Raw genomic sequence first — 13,908 nt, 5'->3', positions numbered from 1 at the left:
AACTACCGATAGAAAGGGCGAATGTATTATGAAACTGATCACTGCGATCGTCAATAAAGAAGATTCGAGAAATGTCTGCAATGAGCTGCTGAAAAGCAAGTTCTATGTCACCCGTCTGGCCACGACCGGCGGCTTTTTGATGGCGGGCAACATGACGCTGCTGATCTGCACCGAGGATGAGCGTGTCGATGACTGCATCAATGTAATCTCGAAGTGCTGCAAGCAGCGCACCGAGATCGTGCCCGGCACCGCCACGATGGGTCTGGGCATCGAGAGCGCCATGCCGATGGAGGTCACGGTCGGCGGCGCTACCGTGATGGTTACGAACGTCGAGCGTTTCGAGAAGCTGTGATGCTCGAACGCCTGGCCGGCAATGACGCGCTCAAGCGTGAGCTTGGCACGGCGCTGCACAGCGGGCGGCTGCCCCATGCGGTTTTGCTGGTGGGGGAGCCGGGCTGCGGTGCGGGCTTTGCCGCGCGCTGCCTTGCGGCAGATTACCTCTACCCGGCGGGCGGCCCCCATGCCGAGGCCGTGCTGAAGGGGGAAGATACTGAGTGTCTGGCCCTGCGGGGCGAGGGTGCCAGCGGGCAGATCCCCGTCAAAAGGGTCCGCGAGGCCCGCGAGGCGATCCAGCGCTCGGCGCTGTCCACCGATGCGGCGGGCCGTGTGCTGTTCATCTACGGTGCGCAGAACCTGAACGGAACGCAGGGCTCGTCTGCCAATGCGCTGCTCAAGATCATTGAGGAGCCGCCCGAGGGGGTGCTGTTTTTGCTGACGGCACCCAGCGCAGCGGTGGTGCTGCCGACCATTCGCAGCCGGTGTGCGGCCTATACGATCGCACCGGTGCCGGTGGCGGACTGTGCCGCCCACCTGCGCGCCGAACGGCTGCCTGCCGCTGCGGCCGGGGAGCTGGCCTTTCTGTATGAGGGGCATATCGGCACGGCGCTGAAAAGCTGGAACGACCCGCCGACAAAGGCGGCGCTGGGCATGGCAAAAACGCTGTGCGGCTATGCGGCGCAGGGGGATACCTACCGGGCGCTGGCGCTGCTGACAAAGTATGAGCGCGACAAGGAGGGCTTTGCCGCGCTGCTGTGGCAGCTGGACCAGCTGTGCAGTGCGGTGCTGCGCCGCCCTGCCTACGGGCAGGAGCAGTGCGGCGGCCTGACGCCCGAGGGTGCCGCTAAGATCCTGCGGGCCGACGCCGGGGCGCGCCGCAGCCTGCAGGGCAACGGCAACCTGCGGTTGAATGTCGCCGTGCTGGCGGGGGAATTGACATAAACATCTGCCGCTGCGTTCCCGGGTCGTCGGGGACGCCGACCCCTACACTTATTTTCTTATATACCAACAATAAAAGGACCGACCCATGAAAGTAGTTTCCGTTAAATTTAAAGAAAATGGCCGGGCGTACTATTTTGACCCGGGCGAGTTCAAGATCAAGGAGGGCGACTTTGTGGTCGTCACAACGGCCCGCGGCACCGAATGCGGCGAGGTCGTGCGCGCGGCACATGAGGTGCCGGGCTTTTCCCGCGAGGTAAAGCCGGTGCTTCGGATCGCAGACGCCGTGGATGTGCGCCGTATGCGCCAGAACCGCGCCGATGTGCAGCAGGCCTACCAGATCTGCGAGCAGCGCATCGCCGCCCACGGCCTGAAGATGAAGCTGGTCGATGCCGAGTACACGCTGGACCGCAGCAAGCTGGTGTTTTATTTCACCGCTGACAACCGGGTCGATTTCCGCGAGCTGGTCAAGGACCTGGCATCGCAGTTCCACACCCGCATCGAGCTGCGCCAGATCGGCGTGCGCGATGAGAGCAAGATGCTTGGCGGTCTGGGCCTGTGCGGCCAGCCGTTCTGCTGCAGCCGGTTCCTGAAGAACTTCCAGCCGGTGTCCATCAAGATGGCCAAGGAACAGGGCCTGAGCCTGAACCCCGCCAAGATCAGCGGCTCCTGCGGGCGGCTGATGTGCTGCCTTGCCTATGAGCAGAAAAGCTACGAGTACCTCAATTCCATCACCCCGCAGGTAGGCAGCATCGTCCGCACGCCGGACGGCGAGGGGACCGTGATCGAAACAAATGTGGTCGCCGGTACGCTGAAGGTGCGCTCCAATGTCGAGATCCTGGCACCGCGCATTTACAAGCGGGAGGAATGTGTCTATATCCGCGGCGGCAAGCGCGCGCCGCAGCCCGCTGACCCGGAGGATTGACGGCCTGCGGCTGAGGAAGTTGCTTGTGTCTTACCGCTGAAAAAAATCAAGATATGGCACTTGCCAAAATCGAACGGATATGATACACTATGTATAACGCAGTAGGCAGAGCAAACCGACTGTGTGCCGATCCGGGGAGCAGCCGTGCAGGGCCGGATAGGTACAAAATATACAACTAGCACGGAGATAAGGAGTACATGATGGCTCATTCCGTTAACGAGTCCTGCGTTGCTTGCGGTGCATGTGTTGACACCTGCCCTGTTGGCGCAATCACTCTGGAGGACAAGGCTGTTGTCAATGCAGACACCTGCATCGATTGCGGCGCTTGCGAGGGCGTCTGCCCCACCGGTGCTATTCAGGCTGAGTAAGCTACATTAGCACAAATTCAGCGCGTTCTCTCCGGCAAAGAGAGAACGCGCTTTTTGTTTTGAGAACAGGCGTTTTTTATTGCAGCAGTGCCGTAGGGGCCGGGCATGCCCGGCCCCTACAGGTGCGTTACAGGTGCGCGGTTATTAGCTTCGCCTTCAGCAGATCCGCGGGCGGCTGGCCGGGGGCGCTGGCGGCTGTGCCGGAGGTCACGCCGAAGGTGGCGCAGCTGCCGAAGGCCCCGCCGCAAAAGCGGGTGACGGCACCCAGCTGGCCCATGCTCATCGTGATAAGCGGTGTGCCGGGGCGTGCGACCATGGCGCAGGCGGTGGCCTCCAGCAGGCGGGCGGCATCGGCGGCGGTGTGGGGCATAACGGCAAGCTTGGCAATGTCAGCCCCGGCGTCCGCCATGCCGGTCAGGGCGGCGGTCATCGCCTCGGTGGCGGGGGTGCCGTCAAAGTGATGCTCGCTGAAAAGCGCGGCGGCCCCGGCGGCGCGGGCAGCGCTGCGCAGGGCATCGCGGTGGGGGCCGCAGGCGCGCCACTCAATGTCCAGCACATCCACGCCGCCGCAGGCCAGCAGGGCGCGGCAGCAGGCTGCGTAGGCATCGGGCGTCAGGGCCAGCTCACCGCCCTCGGCCCGGGTGCGGATCGTGACGATAAGCGGCTTATCGGTAAGGCTGCGCACCAGCGCCAGCGCGGCGGTGTGGTCGGCGGCGGGCAGCGGGTCAAGGCGCAGCTCCACCAGCTCGGCGGCGGGGTCGGCCTGCGCGGCGGCGGCCAGAGGACGCAGGGCGTCAAGGCTGCGGGCGAACAGCGGCACGATGATGCGCGGCGCAGCGGCGGTGAGGGTAAGGCCGCGAAGGGTCAGCATAAAGATCATCCTCTCGGGGCGTTTTCTCTATTTTAGCACAATTTGGCCGAAGTGTAAAACAGTCCCGCATTTTCGCTTGAAACCCGTTTGTCAATACGGTAAAATGCTGAATATGAGGTGAATTTTATGAGCAAAATCACGATACCGGAAAATTCGATCCTGCTGCTGGAGGGCGGCTCGCTGCGTGGGCTGTACACGGCCGGTGTGCTGGATACATTTATGGAGAACGAGCTGTATTTCCCGGCGGTGGCGGGTGTGTCGGCAGGGGCGCTCAACGCGCTGAACTATGTCTCGCACCAGCCGGGGCGGGCGGCCAGCATCAACCTGCGCTACCGCCATGACCCGCGCTACTTCGGGCCTAAGGCGGCGCTGCGGGGCGGCAGCCTGTTCGGCCTGAAATTCATGCTGTACGATGTTAAAAAAGAGGTTCCCTACGATGAGGACACCTACCGGCACGGCGGTATGCGGATGATCGCCGTGGCAACGAATGTCGAGACCGGCAAGCCTGCCTACTTTGAGAAGGGCAAGACGGATTTTGATTTCAACGAGGCGGTGCGCGCATCGGCCAGCCTGCCGCTGGCGTCCACGCCGGTCATGCTGGACGGCCAGCCCTATCTGGACGGCGGCTGCTCCTGCCCCATTGCGCTGAACTGGGCGCTCAAGCAGGGGTTTGACAAGATCGTTGTCGTGACCACGCGGCAGAAGGGCTTCCGCAAGAGTCAGCCCGGCCAGCGGATGGTAGACCTTTACGATGATTTTTACGGCGATAAGCCGCTGTTTCTGGCCACGATGCTGACCCAGGAGCTGCGCTACAACGCCCTGATGGATGAGCTGGACGAGCTGGAGCAGAACGACCGCATCTACTGCCTGCGCCCGCAGGAGCCGATCACGATCAGCCGGTTTGAGGGCAATGTCGATACATTGACCGAGTTGTACGCCCGTGGCCACCGCGAGGGGCGGCAGGCGCTGGCGGGCCTGCAGGCGTATCTTGCAGGGCCTGCCCTGCAGGGGTGAGCACCGGCGGAGAATGCCGGAATACCCCCGCAAAAGAAACCTGAAACGCCGTGGGCCGGGGTGTTGCGTGAACGCCAAAACTGCGGTACAATAGCCTTGAACAGACAAAACAAAACCGTGAAAGGATGACCCCCGATGGTTAAAGGCGTTATTTTTGATATGGACGGGCTGATGTTTGACACCGAGCGGCTGTGGGATACCCTGTGGGAGCCGGCCTGCCGGGAGCTGGGACTGCCCCTGCCGCCGGATATGCAAAAGTTTACGGCCGGCGGGCGCGGGCTGGCGGGGGAAAACCTCTGCCGCCATGTGGCGTCCTACATACCCGGCGACCCGAAGAAGCTGCTGGCCAAGATCTGGCAGCTGGCTGACACCCGCTTTGCCGAGGGCGTACCCTGCAAAAAGGGGCTTAAGGAGCTGCTGACGGCGCTGGAGGATCTCGGTATGCCGCGCATTGTGGCAAGCTCCAGCCCGCGCAATATGATCGAGATGAACCTGCAGACCACCGGCACGGCGCGGTATTTCCATGATGTCGTCTCCGGCACCGAGGTCGCGCACAGCAAGCCCGCGCCCGACACCTTTCTGCTGGCGGCACAAAAGCTACGGCTTGCCCCTAAGGACTGCCTTGTATTGGAGGACAGCTTCAACGGCATCCGCGCCGGCCGCGCCGCCGGCTGCGTGACCGTGATGGTGCCGGACCTTATGCAGCCGACCGAGGAAATCACGCGGCTGTACGACCGGAAATGTGACGATCTGCTGCAGGTGCGGGATCTGCTGATCGAAGGAAAGCTTTGACCGCCAAGTTCCCTCTTGCGTTTTGACGGATATTGCGCTATACTAAGCGTTGGCGGCCCGCCCGGGCCGTACATTTGCGCTGTACTCCCGAATTGTAGGAGACGGCAGCAGGAGGAAAATTGAATATGAAAAACCGTACCAACATCCGTTGGCTGACCCAGCTTGCACTGCTGGTCGCCATTCTGCTTGTGCTGAACTACACCCCGCTGGGCTACCTGCAGATCGGCCCGCTGTCGGCCTCGCTGCTGACGGTGCCGGTGGCAATCGGCGCCATGACGATGGGCCCCACGGCGGGCGCGATCCTCGGCGGCGTGTTCGGCGCAACGAGCTTTATTCAGGCGCTGGAGGGCAAGTCTGCAATGGGCAGCGCCCTGTTTCAGGTCAGCCCGTTCGGCACCTTTGTGGTCTGCTTTGTGGCCCGCGTGCTGGTGGGCCTGTGCGCCGGCCTGATCTTTAAGGCGCTGTGCAAGGCACTGCCCAAAAAGGAAAAGCTCTGCTGCTTTCTGGGCGGTCTGGCAGCCCCCGTGCTGAACACCGCGTTCTTTATGGGTTTTCTGGTACTGATCTTCTATAACTGTGAGTATGTGCAGAATCTGGCCGGTACGCTGGGCGCTACGAATGCGTTCATGTTTATCGTGCTGCTGGTCGGCGTGCAGGCAATTTTTGAGTGGGTCATCTGCTGCCTCGTGGCCGGTGCGGTTTCCCTGCCGGTGCGGAAATATTTGAAAATGAATTAAAATAAAAATCCGATGGGATGTGTTGTCCCATCGGATTTTTTGTGAGTGAAAAGCCTTCCCCTCAGGGGGAAGGTGGCCCGAAGGGCCGGATGAGGGGCGGGTGTGCCAGAACCGAGCCGTAAAAGCGCAGCGAGGCAAGGCTGCCCCTCATCAGTCTGCTTCGCAGACAGCTTCCCCCTCGGGGGAAGCCTTTAGGCGTCACACCGCCCCGTAGATTCCCCTGACGCTGACCTCGCCGGTGAAAACGCGGGTGTCGCCGCGCTCATCATGGACGATCAGGCGGCCGTCGGTATCGACATCGGTTGCAACACCGGCACCGCCGTCATAGGTCACGCGGCGGCCCAGATTGACGCAGAGGGCCTTGTAGCGCTCCCGATAGGGGGCAAAGCCCTCTGCTTCATAGGTGTAGAGCGCGCGGTCAAAGCCGAAATCCGTCAGATACTGCGCCAGCCACTCGGGGTCGGCGGCGGTATCGACCGGCACACCCTGCAGGGCAAGGCTGGTGCCGTGGGGCAGGCCGGCGGCATCGAAATAGGACTGCGGCTGGGCAAGGTTGATGCCGATGCCAACCACGATGCTGTGGCCGTCCGGCGCGCCCTCGCAGAGGATGCCGACGATCTTTTTGCCGTTCAGCAGCAGGTCGTTGGGCCATTTGATCTGACATTCCACGCCGTAGCGGGCACGCAGGGCATCGCAGACGGCAAGGCTGGCAAAGAGCGGCAGGGTGGCGGGCTGCACAAGGTCTACCCGGATGACTGCCGTGTAATAAAGCCCCAGACCCGGGGCATCGGTCCAGCTGCGGCCCAGACGGCCGCGCCCGGCGGTCTGGTGGGTCGAGTAGACCGCGCCGACCGGGCCGAATTTGTCAAGATTTTGCTTGGCCCAGAGGTTGGTGCTGTCTACCTCCGGCAGATAGATGACGCTTTCATTCATAGTGAGGGCACCCTCTTCCAGCTGAATTCACAATGGCCGTCCTTAATGGTGATGACGCCGTAGCTGCCGCCGTCCCGCAGGCTGCCGGGGTTAAAGACGGTGGCCGCCGTGCCGACGCCGCGCACCAGCTCCCGGCGGTGGGTGTGGCCGAAAAGCGCAACATCGGCCCCGCGCTCACCGGCGGATTCAGCCAGGCGCTCGCTGCCCATCTTGACGCCGTAGTGGTGGCCGTGGGTGTAGAAGAAAAGCACCCCGCCGAAGGGGGCCAGCCCCTCAGACGGTTCGCTGTAGTTGACATCGCAGTTGCCGGCCACCCGGTAGATGGGGTAGGGGATCGGCGGTCTGCACATCTCAAGGGCGGCGTTCAGGTCATACAGACCATCGCCCAGATAGAACATGGCATCGGCGGTCTCATGCGCCAGCAGCCAGCGCAGGTCCCGCAGGCGGCCGTGGACATCGGAGACGACGAGGATTTTACACATAGAAATACTCCTAAGAAGATAAAAGATAGTAGATAAAAGATAATAAAATTGGTGAATCGCACCGCTTGCGCGGCGCTTAAAATTTGTTTTTGCCCCGCGGGGCAAAAACTCCACACTTTTTATTATCTATTATCTTTTATCTATTCTCTAAAAAATCACCCATTGATGAGTTGGCGGTACACCTCACCTTTGCTGAACGGTGTCCCGGCGGCAGCCTGCTTGGCGGCGGCGGCGGGGGGCAGGCCGTCTGCCTGCAGGGCGCGGGCGGCGGCTACGGCCTGCTCCAGCGTGGGGGCGGCGGCATCGGCCACGGCGGCGGGGTCGGCACCGGCCAGCACCAGCACATACTCACCGCGGGGGTCGTTTTCCTTATAGTAAGCAACGGCCTCGCCCAGCGTGGTCTTTTTGATCTCCTCATGCAGCTTGGTCAGCTCACGGCAGAGGGATACCGGGCGGTCCGCGCCGAACGCGGCGGCAAGATCCTCAAGGGTGCCGCGCAGCTTGTGCGGTGCTTCATAGAAGATCATCGTGCGGGTTTCGTTCTGCAGAAAGGTCAGCCGCTCCCGCCGGTCGCGCTTAGGGACAGGCAAAAAGCCCTCAAACACAAAGCGGGCGGTGGGCTGACCGCTGGCAGCCAGCGCCGTGACGCAGGCGGATGCGGCCGGGATGGGCACGACCCGGATGCCGCGCGCATGGGCCTCGCGGACGATCTGCTCCCCGGGGTCGCTGATGCAGGGCATACCGGCGTCACTGCAGAGCGCGCAGTTCTCCCCGGCCTCAATGCGGTTTAAGATGGCCTCGCCGTGGTGGAGGGCATGCTCGTAGTAGCTGACCATCGGCTTTTTGAGGCCGAGATGGTTCAGCAGACGCAGGGTCACGCGGGTGTCCTCGGCGGCGATGAAGTCCGCCATGCCGAAGGTGGCAGCCACGCGGGGCGGCATATCATCAAGATTGCCGATAGGCGTAGCGACAAGATATAAAGTTCCGGGCAAAACGAAAACCCCTTTTGATATTGATATAGTATTATTATAGCCGTAACAGCGGGTAAGTGCAAGCAAAAAAGCGGGCAGCGCTGCCATTCGGCAGCGCTGCCCGTAAATTTAATCCCCGCTCCGTTCCTCAAACCCGTACTCATGCTCCTTGAGGGGGAGGGTGGCGGTCTCGATGTTCTCGATGCGGGCCCAGCGGTTGGTGCGCTCGATCGTGGGGACAAGCTCGTCCAGCGCGGCGCGGGTGCCCTGAGCCTCCAGCGTGACGCTGCCGTCCCAGTTGTTGGCGACCCAGCCGGTCAGGCCCAGATGCTGGGCGGCGGCGCGGGCGTAATAGCGGAAGCCAACCCCCTGCACCTCGCCGGTAAAGCGCCAGCGGCGGCGGATGACACTCATGCGTCGATGCCCGTGACGGTGTAGTCCTTGGCCTCCACGGCGGCCTTCAGGTCAGCATCGGCTACATCGCGGCTCAGGGTGACAACGGCCGTGCCGGCCTCGTGGCTGACCGCGGCGCCGGTCACGCCGTCCAGTGCCTCCAGTGCCTTTTTCACGGTGGCCTCGCAGTGGCCGCACATCATGCCTTCGATATGAATGGTCTTGCTCATAATAACTTCCTCCGTTGTATCGTTTGTTTCGGCAGGCTGCACAGGGCAGCTGCCGGTGGGGCAGGCAGCTGGCGCGGCGGCCGGTGCGCGCGCCGGGGCTTTGTGCTTCGGCGGGGCATCGTGGGCGGCGCTGCGCGGGTCAAAGGTGTTGAGGCGCAGTGCATTCGTGACCACGCAGACGCTCGACAGGCTCATCGCGGCCGAGGCGATCATCGGGTTGAGGGTGATGCCGAGGCCGGTGAAAACACCCGCCGCCAGCGGAATGCAGACGGCGTTGTAGAAGAACGCCCAGAACAGGTTCTGGTGGATGTTGCGCACGACCGCGCGGGACAGCCGCACGGCGGCGGGGACATCGGCCAGATCGCTGCGCACCAGCACGACATCGGCGGCATCGAGCGCCACATCGGCACCGGCACCGATCGCAATACCGGTCTCGGCGCGGGTCAGGGCGGGGGCATCGTTGATGCCGTCACCGACCATGGCCACGCGGCCCTGCTTCTGCAGGCGGCGGACCTCCGCCTCCTTACCGGCGGGCAGGACCCCGGCAATGACATGGTCGGCGTCCAGACCGACCATCGCGCCGATGTGGCGCGCGGTGGCCGTGTTGTCACCGGTCAGCAGCACGACCTGCAGGCCGAGGGCCCGCATCTGGTCGATGGCGGGCTTGGAGGTGGGCTTGACGACATCGGCCACGCCGATGACACCGGCCGGCCGCCCCGCCAGCGAGAAGTAGAGCGGGGTAATGCCGTCGCGGCTCATCTCGGCACCGGCCTGCATAAGGTCATCGGGCAGGGTGCAATGCGTGCCGATGAAATCGGCGTTGCCGCCCGCGATGACTTTGCCTGCGACCTTGCCCTGCAGCCCCTTGCCGGGGACGGCAGTAAAGTCCGACACCGTGGCGTAGGAGAGCTTGTCGGTGTCGGCGCGCTGCAGGATCGCGCGGGCCAGCGGGTGCTCGCTGCGCAGCTCCAGCCCGGCGGCCATGCTGAGCAGGAACTTTTCCGGCACATTGCGGGTGCCGATGATCCGGACAACGCTCGGCTCGCCGGTGGTGACGGTGCCGGTCTTGTCCAGCAGGACGGTGTCAGTGTAGCCGGTGGTCTCAAGGCTGGCGGCTGTTTTAAACAGGATGCCGTTTTTGGCACCCACACCGCTGCCGACCATGATGGCTACCGGCGTGGCCAGCCCCAGTGCGCAGGGGCAGCTGATGACCAGCACGCTGATGCCGCGGGCCAGCGCAAAGGTGAAGGTTTGGCCGAGCAGCAGCCAGATCAAAAAGGTGGCCGCTGCAATGCAGATGACGGTGGGTACAAAGATGCCGGAAACCTTGTCGGCAGTCTTGGCCAGCGGGGCCTTGGTGGCGGCGGCATCCCGCACAAGGCGGATGACCTGCGACAGGGTGGTGTCCTGCCCGACACGCTCGGCCCGGCAGGTCAGTGCGCCGTTCTGGTTGATGGTGGCGGCGCTGACCGGGGAGCCGGGGAACTTGTCTACCGGCATACTCTCGCCGGTGAGGGCCGCCTCGTTGACCGAGGAAAGCCCCTCGGTGACGGTGCCGTCCACAGGGATGCTCTCGCCGGGGCGGACTAAGAACAAATCGCCGACAGAGACCTCGCTGACAGGGACGGTGACCTGCTCCCCATCGCGGAGCACGCAGGCGGTCTGGGGGGCCAGCTTCATCAGGCTTTTCAGCGCATCGGTCGTTTTGCCCTTGCTGTAGGCCTCCAGCGTTTTGCCGACTGTGATCAGCGTTAAGATCATCGCTGCCGACTCAAAGTAGAGGTCGTGGCGGTACTGCATGACGAGGTCGTCATTGCCGGAAGAAAGGCCAATGCAGATCATGACGATGGCAAACAGGCCGTAGGCGAGCGAGGCGCCTGCGCCGAGAGCCACCAGCGTGTCCATGCCGGGGGCGCGGGTTTTGACGCCCTTCCAGCCAGAAATGAAGAAGGCACGGTTGATCCAGCAGACCGGCAGTGTCAGCGCAAGCTGTGTGCCGGCGTACAGGATGGCATGCCAGCCGCCGCCGTGGAATACGCTGCCGAGCGGCAGGCCGATCATGTGGCCCATCGAGACATACATGAGCGGCACAAGGAAGCAGAGGCTCGCAATCAGGCGCTTTTTCAGCCGGGGGGTCTCGGTGTCCTCCAGCTCAGCGCTTTCGCTCTCGGCGGTGGCGGGGGATGCGCCGTACCCGGCGGCATCCACGGCGCGGAGGATGCGTTTGGCGGTGGCGTCAGGGTCGGCATCGGGGGTGTAATCGACCTGCATCGAGTTGGTCAGCAGGCTTACCGTGACCGATGCCACACCCGGCACCGCCGCAACGGCTTTTTCTACATGGCCGGCGCAGGCCGCACAGCTCATGCCGGTGATATCGTAGCGTTGCATGTGGGGTACTCCTTTTTTAGAGAATAGATAAAAGATAATAGATAATAAAAATGGTGGAGTTTTTGCCCAAGGGCAAAAACAGAATTTTGAGCGGAGCGTCAGCGACGCGATCCACCTGTTTTATTATCTTTTATCTATTATCTTTTATCTTAATTAAAACAGCCCTTCCGGCAAAACAATGTCGTTTTTCGGCACTCTGGCCCAGTCGAAGGTGCGGGCCAGATCTTGCGGGGTCGTGGGGGCGGGGGTGTCCTGCAGGCCGCAGGCGAAGGCCAGCCTGCCGATGATCTCCTCGGGCGAATAGCGGGTGCGCAGGTGTTCAAGGCTCTGGTCGCCGTCCCGCTTGGAGAGGCGGCGGCCGTCACTGGCCAGCAGCAGCGGCAGATGGTAAAACTGCGGGGCGCGCAGGCCCAGCTCGCGGTAAAGCCAGAGCTGGCGCGCCGTGCTGGACAAAAGATCGCTGCCGCGCACGACTTCGTTGACCCCCATCAGGGCATCGTCCACAACGACCGCCAGCTGGTAGGCAAACACGCCGTCCGCCCGGCGCAGGTAAAAATCCCCGCAGTCCCGGGCCAGATTCTCGGCGCAGGGGCCCATGTGGCCGTCCTCAAAGGCGATGACTTCATCGGGTACCCGCACCCGCCAGGCGGGGGCGCGGGTTTTGGCGCGCTCGGCAATCTCAGCAGGCGTCAGGCTGCGGCAGGTCCCGGCGTAGACGACCTGACCATCGCTGCGGTGGGGCGCACTGGCGGCGTGAAGCTGGCTGCGGCTGCAAAAGCAGGGGTAGACCAGCCCGCGGCGGGCAAGCTCCTCAAAATACTGCGCATAGACGGCACTGCGCTCGCTCTGGTAGACCGGCGGCTCGGGGCCATCGGCGGCAAGGCCCAGCCACGCCAGATCATCTATGATGGCGTCCGCGTAGCGGCGCGGGCAGCGCTGGGCGTCCAGATCCTCTATGCGCAGCAAAACCTGCCCGCCCTTGCTTTTGGCGCTCAGCCAGGCGAGCAGGCAGCACATCAGGTTGCCCAGGTGCATCCGCCCGCTGGGGCTGGGTGCGTAGCGTCCGGTCGTCATTCCAGCGTGTAGGTGCCGTCGCCAAGGGCACGCAGGTGGACGCGGTAGAAGGCGGCCACGGCCTTGATCATCGCCTCGGCATCCGCCACGGAGGCAGTTTCAACGGCACTGTGCATGGCCAGCTGCGCACAGCCGATGTCCGCCATCGGGATGGGCAGGGTGTGGCTCTGCAGGTTGCCGAGCGTTGAGCCGCCCGGCTCATCGGCGCGGTTGGTAAAGACCTGCACCGGCACGCCGGCCTTCTCACACACAGCGCGGAAAACCGCACCGCTCACGGCGTTGGTCGTGTACTTCTGGCTGGCGTTGTACTTCAGCACAACACCGCCGCCCATCCGCACGGGGGCGCAGGGGTCAGCCTTCTGCGGGAAGTTCGGGTGGGTGGCGTGGGCGTTGTCGGCGCTGAGCATAAAGCTGTTTGCCATCGCGCGCGCGGCAGCCTGCCCGCTGTGGGGCACAGCATCGAGGATGCGGTCCAGCACATCCCGCAGGAAGCTGCTCTCGGCGCCCATCCGGCTGGAGGAGCCGACCTCCTCGTTGTCAAACATGGCCCAGACGGGGGCGCAGGCGCTGTCGGCCTCGCCGGAGGCATCCAAAAACGCGAGCAGCGTTGTGGCGGCGCACTCCAGATCGTCGATGCGCGGAGCCATGAAATATTCGTTGTCGGGGCCGATCTGCACGGGGGCCTGCCGGGTGACAAGCTGCAGATCCCAGTCGAGGATATCCTCCGCCGTGATGCCAAGCTCCTCACAGACAAGGTCAGTCAGCGTGCGGCTGCCTGCGGGACCCCACAGCGGCTGCATGTCGATCTGGGGATTGAACACCTTGCCCTTGTTCACATCCCGCTGGAAGTGGATGGCCAGTGACGGAATGACGAGCAGGTCGCGGTCGATGTAGACAAGACGGCTCTGCACGCCGTCCTGCGTTTTGACCAGCACACGGCCGCCTACGGTCAGCGGGCGGTCCAGCCAGCTGGCCATGATCATGCCGCCGTAGCCCTCCACGCTCAGTCGGCGGCAGCCCTCATTCTCGGGCATGTCGGCCTTGATCTTCCAGCAGGGGGAGTCGCTGTGGCTGGCAGCGATGCGCCAGCCGCCGATAGCGTGCTGCGGCACCCGCCATGCAATGACAGCCGAGCCGTTGCGGGTGATGTAATAGCCCTTGCCGGGCTCAAGGTTCCAGTAGTCAGCCTCCTCCAGACGGGTGAAGCCGGCAGCCGCAAGCCAGCTTTCGGCGGTGGCGGCGGCGTGGAACGGGGTGACGGATTCCTGCAAAAATTCTACGAGTTCATCGTACATAGGTTGTTTTCTCCTCTTACACATTTCCCTGCGCAAAGGGCGGGGCGATCGTTCGATGTATGCTACTATTCTAACGCAAAAGCAGTGCAGAAACAAGTTGCAAACGCGGGAAAAATGCTCTATACTCAGTATATTCCAATGGTCGATTTTGACAAGTACG

The 13,908-nt window shown here is 63.1% G+C and carries 15 protein-coding genes; 7 read left to right on the top strand and 8 right to left on the bottom strand.

Features of this window, described 5'->3' with window-relative positions:
- Positions 1 to 28: 28 nt before the first annotated feature.
- The 4 genes from OGM67_10410 (at position 29) to OGM67_10395 (ending at position 2,568) form a co-directional block, all read left to right on the top strand.
- Entirely contained in the window at positions 29 to 352 is a 324-nt protein-coding gene (locus OGM67_10410; GenBank protein ID UYJ33994.1) for a cyclic-di-AMP receptor, read from the top strand.
- Complete coding sequence (locus OGM67_10405) at positions 352 to 1,278, top strand: hypothetical protein (GenBank protein ID UYJ33993.1); 927 nt, start codon at positions 352 to 354, stop codon at positions 1,276 to 1,278. Before OGM67_10410 ends, OGM67_10405 begins: the two co-directional genes overlap by 1 nt.
- 85 nt (positions 1,279 to 1,363) lie before the next feature.
- A complete protein-coding gene (locus OGM67_10400; GenBank protein ID UYJ33992.1) occupies positions 1,364 to 2,200 on the top strand; it encodes a stage 0 sporulation family protein in 837 nt (278 codons plus the stop codon).
- A gap of 200 nt (positions 2,201 to 2,400) precedes the next feature.
- Positions 2,401 to 2,568 (top strand): 4Fe-4S binding protein, encoded by a 168-nt coding sequence (locus OGM67_10395; protein UYJ33991.1) that lies wholly within the window; start codon positions 2,401 to 2,403, stop codon positions 2,566 to 2,568.
- A 127-nt stretch (positions 2,569 to 2,695) separates the two neighbouring features.
- On the opposite strand, the gene aroD is transcribed toward OGM67_10395, so the two are convergent.
- On the bottom strand, positions 2,696 to 3,439 hold the full coding sequence (gene aroD / locus OGM67_10390; protein ID UYJ33990.1) for a type I 3-dehydroquinate dehydratase: 744 nt from the start codon (positions 3,437 to 3,439) through the stop codon (positions 2,696 to 2,698).
- 126 nt (positions 3,440 to 3,565) lie between these two features.
- On the opposite strand from aroD, the gene OGM67_10385 reads away from it, so the two are divergent.
- The 3 genes from OGM67_10385 (at position 3,566) to OGM67_10375 (ending at position 5,982) form a co-directional block, all read left to right on the top strand.
- The gene (locus OGM67_10385) at positions 3,566 to 4,453 is read left to right on the top strand and encodes a patatin family protein (GenBank protein ID UYJ33989.1); all 888 of its coding nucleotides are present in this window, start codon (positions 3,566 to 3,568) and stop codon (positions 4,451 to 4,453) included.
- Between the two features lie 135 nt (positions 4,454 to 4,588).
- Positions 4,589 to 5,245 (top strand): HAD family phosphatase, encoded by a 657-nt coding sequence (locus tag OGM67_10380; GenBank protein ID UYJ33988.1) that lies wholly within the window; start codon positions 4,589 to 4,591, stop codon positions 5,243 to 5,245.
- A 125-nt stretch (positions 5,246 to 5,370) separates the two neighbouring features.
- Positions 5,371 to 5,982, top strand: a complete 612-nt coding sequence (locus OGM67_10375) for an ECF transporter S component (protein ID UYJ33987.1) — start codon at positions 5,371 to 5,373, stop codon at positions 5,980 to 5,982.
- Positions 5,983 to 6,180: 198 nt separating this feature from the next.
- On the opposite strand, the gene OGM67_10370 is transcribed toward OGM67_10375, so the two are convergent.
- From OGM67_10370 to OGM67_10340, 7 genes are all read right to left on the bottom strand, one after another.
- Positions 6,181 to 6,915 (bottom strand): biotin--[acetyl-CoA-carboxylase] ligase, encoded by a 735-nt coding sequence (locus OGM67_10370; GenBank protein UYJ33986.1) that lies wholly within the window; start codon positions 6,913 to 6,915, stop codon positions 6,181 to 6,183.
- The gene (locus OGM67_10365) at positions 6,912 to 7,397 is read right to left on the bottom strand and encodes a metallophosphoesterase family protein (protein UYJ33985.1); all 486 of its coding nucleotides are present in this window, start codon (positions 7,395 to 7,397) and stop codon (positions 6,912 to 6,914) included. Before OGM67_10365 ends, OGM67_10370 begins: the two co-directional genes overlap by 4 nt.
- A 155-nt stretch (positions 7,398 to 7,552) precedes the next feature.
- On the bottom strand, positions 7,553 to 8,389 hold the full coding sequence (gene rsmI / locus OGM67_10360; GenBank protein ID UYJ33984.1) for a 16S rRNA (cytidine(1402)-2'-O)-methyltransferase: 837 nt from the start codon (positions 8,387 to 8,389) through the stop codon (positions 7,553 to 7,555).
- A gap of 108 nt (positions 8,390 to 8,497) precedes the next feature.
- Positions 8,498 to 8,782: an acylphosphatase gene (locus OGM67_10355; GenBank protein ID UYJ33983.1), complete on the bottom strand. Its 285-nt coding sequence runs from the start codon at positions 8,780 to 8,782 to the stop codon at positions 8,498 to 8,500.
- On the bottom strand, positions 8,779 to 11,379 hold the full coding sequence (locus OGM67_10350) for a heavy metal translocating P-type ATPase (protein ID UYJ33982.1): 2,601 nt from the start codon (positions 11,377 to 11,379) through the stop codon (positions 8,779 to 8,781). The genes OGM67_10355 and OGM67_10350 overlap by 4 nt, the downstream gene beginning before the upstream one ends.
- A gap of 153 nt (positions 11,380 to 11,532) precedes the next feature.
- Complete coding sequence (gene gluQRS, locus OGM67_10345) at positions 11,533 to 12,453, bottom strand: tRNA glutamyl-Q(34) synthetase GluQRS (protein UYJ33981.1); 921 nt, start codon at positions 12,451 to 12,453, stop codon at positions 11,533 to 11,535.
- Positions 12,450 to 13,748 (bottom strand): M18 family aminopeptidase, encoded by a 1,299-nt coding sequence (locus OGM67_10340; protein ID UYJ33980.1) that lies wholly within the window; start codon positions 13,746 to 13,748, stop codon positions 12,450 to 12,452. Before OGM67_10340 ends, gluQRS begins: the two co-directional genes overlap by 4 nt.
- Positions 13,749 to 13,908: the final 160 nt, after the last annotated feature.

Source organism: Oscillospiraceae bacterium (assembly GCA_025757985.1).
Lineage (GTDB): Bacteria > Bacillota > Clostridia > Oscillospirales > Ruminococcaceae > Gemmiger.
This window is presented reverse-complemented; position numbering and strand designations above follow the sequence as displayed.